This is a genomic window from Sphingobacteriales bacterium (assembly GCA_012517435.1).
GTDB lineage: Bacteria > Bacteroidota > Bacteroidia > CAILMK01 > JAAYUY01 > JAAYUY01.
Map to the genome: position 1 here is coordinate 1 of JAAYUY010000149.1, position 5,080 is coordinate 5,080.

At 41.4% G+C, this 5,080-nt stretch carries 6 protein-coding genes; all 6 read left to right on the forward strand.

Annotated elements, in window-relative coordinates:
• A partial coding sequence (locus tag GX437_08535) for a hypothetical protein (GenBank protein NLJ07701.1) occupies positions 1 to 1,622 on the forward strand: 1,622 nt, incomplete at its 5' end.
• 4 nt (positions 1,623 to 1,626) lie between these two features.
• Positions 1,627 to 2,292: a CoA pyrophosphatase gene (locus tag GX437_08540; GenBank protein NLJ07702.1), complete on the forward strand. Its 666-nt coding sequence runs from the start codon at positions 1,627 to 1,629 to the stop codon at positions 2,290 to 2,292.
• A gap of 13 nt (positions 2,293 to 2,305) precedes the next feature.
• A complete protein-coding gene (locus tag GX437_08545; protein NLJ07703.1) occupies positions 2,306 to 3,211 on the forward strand; it encodes a hypothetical protein in 906 nt (301 codons plus the stop codon).
• A gap of 123 nt (positions 3,212 to 3,334) precedes the next feature.
• Positions 3,335 to 4,129 (forward strand): alpha/beta hydrolase, encoded by a 795-nt coding sequence (locus tag GX437_08550; protein NLJ07704.1) that lies wholly within the window; start codon positions 3,335 to 3,337, stop codon positions 4,127 to 4,129.
• Between the two features lie 2 nt (positions 4,130 to 4,131).
• Positions 4,132 to 4,926 carry a thymidylate synthase gene (locus GX437_08555; protein NLJ07705.1) on the forward strand — a complete coding sequence of 265 codons (795 nt, stop codon included), beginning with the start codon at positions 4,132 to 4,134 and terminating at the stop codon, positions 4,924 to 4,926.
• Positions 4,923 to 5,080: dihydrofolate reductase (locus tag GX437_08560; protein ID NLJ07706.1), on the forward strand; the 158-nt coding region annotated here is incomplete at its 3' end. The genes GX437_08555 and GX437_08560, both read left to right, overlap by 4 nt.

Genomic DNA, 5,080 nt, shown 5'->3' on the forward strand with positions numbered 1-5,080 from the left:
ACCTGAAACAATTCCATGCCGAATTGGGCAAAGAGCCTGTCGATGCTGTGGTATTGGTAAAAAATCCTGTATCTGATCCCTTTATTGATGCCAGCATAAGAGGGAAAATTATCCTCGATAACCTTAAAAATTTCATCAAACTCGATGAAAATCAAAAAGTTTCTGGCACAGTAAACCTCGATCTGATGCTCAGAGGTGCCAATTCATACCTCGAAAAACAGCAGTATGAAAAGTTTCAGGCAAAAGGAAAGATCAGCATGACAAACCTGAGCTATTTTTACAAAGAAATGAATAAAATGCTGAAAATACCGGTTTTTGAACTGCTGTTTTCTCCTCAGCAGGTTCAGCTCAGCAAACTTCAGCTGAGCATTGAGCAAAATGACCTGAGTGCCAGCGGAAACCTGACGAATTTTATTCCTTATATCTTCAAAAAAGGAGTTCTGAAAGGAAATCTGAATCTGAACTCCAGCTTCATGAATCTGAATACATTTTTAGTCAAAAGCAAAGAAGATCAGAAAGTTACAAACAGCACGCCAGCCTCAGCCACTACTCAGGATAAAACAGAAATGACTGTATTTGAAGTTCCCGGAAATATTGATTTCACGATGGATGCCCGCTTTGCCAGGCTTATTTATGACAAAATGGATATGAAAAATGCAGTCTGCAAGCTGATACTCAGAGATAAAAAACTGACCATCAACCCGTTGCAGGCAGATGTCCTGAATGGGCGTATTACAGTCAGCGGATACTATGATACCTACATCAAGGAAAAACCGGCTTTTGATTTCAGCCTGAAACTGACGGAATTAAACATAAATTCAGCCTATCAGACCTTTGAAATACTGAAAAAATACGTTCCGATTGCAGCCTTTGCAAAAGGCAACATCAGCGGAGAGCTGAGTATTAACAGTCTTCTGAAGCAAAACATGATGCCCGACTTTGGCACACTTTTCAGCAAGGGAGTACTTGCCATCAGAGAAATATCGGTGCAAAATTTCAAGCCACTCACCCTGACCGCAAATGTCCTTGAAATGAACAGCCTGAAAAATCCAACCATCAGAAATATAAAACCCTCCTATATTATCAAAGACGGAAAACTTACTCTCAATCCCCTGACTTTTAAAATTGATAAAACCAATTTCCTTGTCAGCGGGTGGAACGGGCTTGATAAGAGTATCAATTATGAAATAAAGGTAGATGTTCCGGTGGAAGAGCTGAAGAAGAAATCTTCTGCTTACCTGAAAAACATGGGAATAGCGAATATCAATATGCTGGTCGGAGAAACCGTTCCAGTGTTTGTTTACCTGACCGGTAGTGTTGATGATCCCAAAATAAAGACTTCAGTGAAAAAACTCACGCAAACGGTTACGGAAGCTGCCAAAGAGAAAGCAAAGCAAGAGATTGATATTCAGAAACAAAAGGCTGAAGAAGCCGCCAGAAAAGAAATAGAAAAACAAAGACAAATTCTGGAAGAGAAGGCAAGGCAGGAACAGGAACGCCTGAAACAGGAAGCGGAAAAAAAGCGTAAGGAAGCAGAGGAAAAGGCAAGGCTTGAAGCGGAAAAGAAAAAGAAAGAGCTTGAAAATGAAGCCAAGAAAAAGCTGAAAAACATTTTGAAATAAAGGAATGATTCAGGAAGCTGAAAATGTGCTGAAATTGATTTCTCAGCAAAAACTGCCGGGGAAAGAGGCACAATATAAAATGGCACCTGAAAACAGAAAACATGAGCCTGCCGGTTGGCCTGAAATAAAGATGCCCAGAGACAGTGGTGTTTTAATCCTTATCTATCCTGCTGAAAACGAGCTACATACAGTTTTCATACAACGCCACCATTATCAGGGCTTTCATTCCAATCAGGTATCATTGCCGGGAGGTAAATATGAAAAAACAGATAAAGACCTCTATCAGACCGCCCTTCGCGAAACATCTGAAGAACTGGGCATAGATACCGCTGACATCATGTTTTTGAGCAAATTAACGCCATTGTTTGTTCCGCCAAGCAATTTCATCATCCATCCTTTTGTGGGCTATTTACCCTACAGACCGGTTTTTCATCCCGACAGCAAGGAAGTCAAGTCACTATTTGAGGTGAGTTTTCCAGAAATGCTGGATGAAAAAAATATTCAGGAAAAGCCCATTCAGTTTTCAAATGGTGAATGGCACCCTACTCCCTGTTTCGTCTGGAAAACTTATATTGTTTGGGGAGCTACAGCCATGATCATGAGTGAGTTTATTGAATTGTTAAAAAAATGTTCTTCGAATGGTAACTTTTCAAATGCAGCAGCCACTTAACCTAAATTTTGAAATGAAAAAGATTATTTTACTATTGACTGTCCTGTTGATGTTTCAGAAAGTATTTCCTCAAAACGAAAATGAAGTCTGCCCGCTGCTTCAGAAAGCGGCCAAATCGTATTGTGATGGAAATTACAAAACATCCATCAAAACCCTCAATGAATTTCTGCGGCTCTATCCATCACATTTGCTCAATCAGGAAGCAATGTATGCCAGAGGACTTTGTGCCTATCTTTCCGGAAAAGAAAAGCTTGCATACCGCTATCTGGAGGAAGTGATGTCTCTGAAGAGTTATCAGGAGTCAGATTCCTTCGGTTATTCCATTCTCCTGTGTAATTACATTCAGAATAACTGTAAAAATATCCTGGTACCGGACTATTTGCAAAATCTTCAACACGAAGCCAGCATACTGCTGTATGAACTGGAAATGAAAAACAAGAACTACGCAAAAGCTTATGTCCACCTGGACAATGCAGCCCGTTATTACCGTTTCTGGTATGGTTGCGGTACCACCGACCTTGAAGAAAGCATGCGTTTGGCTCTTTTATTCTCAGCGTATTACGACAAAATCAATCAGCCAGATACGGCAGTTTATGAGCTTTTTCCTTTCCTCTTTGAACCTTCCGCTTTCCCGGGCAAGTATTATGAAAATGTGTGCAAAACTGCCGCAGATAAACTGATAAAACTGAAAGGAGAAGCGGAGGTGAAATCTGAACTGGCAAAAGCAGTCAGAGATGTCTATTATGAAAGCCATGAAGATCTTCACGGGCATGAGGCAAGAATCTGGTATGTCAGATTTTTCGGATTTAAAATCAAAGCCTCACCGGAATACCTCCACAGCAAGGTTAACTCACCTGATGAGGTCAGGCAATACCTTATGCAAACAACATTTTACAAACTCATTTTTAATTTGCCATAAATAAACCGTTCTGATTTTTAATAAAACACCATTGCCCTGCCAACAGTGTTCACATCTCATCCGGAAGTTTACAGGCAAAATGCTTAATTTTGTCGCGGATTAAACAGTATAATTTCCTTAGAAATGAGTAATAAAGCACCTGAAATTTTCTATACAGACGAAGGAAACGGGAATGTCATTGTCTTTATACACGGGTTTCTGGAGTCATCTGATATCTGGAACGACTATTCTGAAAAGCTCAGTCAAAACTTCAGGGTGATATGCATCGACCTGCCCGGACATGGAAAATCATCCAATATCAGTAAAGTTCACAGCTTGAAACTGATGGCAGAGGAAGTCAGGAATATTCTTGAAATTCTTGGCATCAACAAGTGCCTGATGGTTGGCCATAGCATGGGGGGTTATGTAACCATGGAATTTGCCTCACGCTTTCCACGTTTTCTGAAAGGAATTGTTTTGCTCAACTCACAGGCAGGCAGCGACAGCGAAATGGATAAAGTAAACAGAAACAGGACGATAGAGCTGGTTGAAAACGACCATACTTCTTTCATAACTTCTTTTTACCCGGGATTATTTGCTCCTGAAAATGCCGGAAGATATAATAAGGAAATTGAATGGCTCAGAAGCATTGGTCTGAGTATGGATAAGGAAGGTATTATTGCTTCGCTGGCAGGCATGCGCGACAGAGCCGACCACGTTTCAACCCTTGAAAATTCAGAGGTTCCTGTGCTGATCATTGCCGGAGACCATGATAGCCGTATCCCTGTTGAAAAAATCAGGCATCAAACTGCCAATGCTCCGAAAGCCAGGCTTGTCATTCTTGAAGGAACAGGCCATTTAGCCTATATTGAAGAAAAAGATGAGGTGTTGACCATCATCCGGAACTTTGCCAGCGAGGTGTTTAAAAAGAAAAAATAGGTATGCGTCAGTATCTTGATTTAATGCAACATATCCTCGATCATGGGGTCATCAAAAGCGACCGGACCGGAACCGGAACAAAAAGCATTTTCGGTTATCAGATGAGGTTCGACCTTTCTGCAGGTTTTCCAGCACTGACCACCAAAAAGCTTCATTTGAAATCCATCATTTATGAATTATTATGGTTTTTAAAGGGAGATACCAATACCCGCTACCTGAACGAGCATGGCGTTACGATTTGGGACGAATGGAAAGATGAAAACGGAGACCTTGGCCCGATTTACGGGGCTCAATGGGTCAGATGGCCTGACTATCAGGGGAATACTATCAATCAGATTGAGAAATGTGTGGATACCATCAAAAAAAATCCTGATTCACGCAGAATCATTGTCAATGCATGGAATGTTGCACAACTGGACGAAATGGCACTTACCCCCTGCCATGCCATGTTTCAGTTTTATGTAGCGGACGGCAAGCTCAGTTGTCAGCTATATCAGCGCAGTGCAGATGTTTTTCTGGGTGTTCCTTTCAACATTGCCTCCTATGCTCTGCTGACCATGATGATTTCACAGGTAACAGGGCTACAGGCAGGTGAATTCGTTCACACTTTTGGTGATGCTCACCTGTATTTAAACCATCTGGAGCAGGCAAAACTTCAGTTGAGCCGTGAACCCCGCCAACTCCCCTTGATGAAAATCAATCCTTCGGTAAAAGACATCTTTGGTTTTCAGTATGAAGATTTCGAACTTGTTGATTATAACCCACATCCACACATTAAAGCCCCTATTGCCGTATGATTTCAATTATCGTAGCCATTGCAGAAAACCGTGCAATCGGAAAAAACAACGAATTGCTCTGGCATCTGCCCAACGACCTGAAAAGATTTAAACAACTGACCACCGGCAAAACCATTGTCATGGGGCGTAATACCTGGCTGTCGTTGCCTGTCAG

Excerpts from the sequence above, each read along its gene's own strand:
- GX437_08540 (NLJ07702.1), top strand. The coding sequence starts at position 1,627 with ATGATTCAGGAAGCTGAAAATGTGCTGAAATTGATTTCTCAGCAAAAA.
- GX437_08545 (NLJ07703.1), top strand. The coding sequence starts at position 2,306 with ATGAAAAAGATTATTTTACTATTGACTGTCCTGTTGATGTTTCAGAAA.
- GX437_08550 (NLJ07704.1), top strand. The coding sequence starts at position 3,335 with ATGAGTAATAAAGCACCTGAAATTTTCTATACAGACGAAGGAAACGGG.
- GX437_08555 (NLJ07705.1), top strand. The coding sequence starts at position 4,132 with ATGCGTCAGTATCTTGATTTAATGCAACATATCCTCGATCATGGGGTC.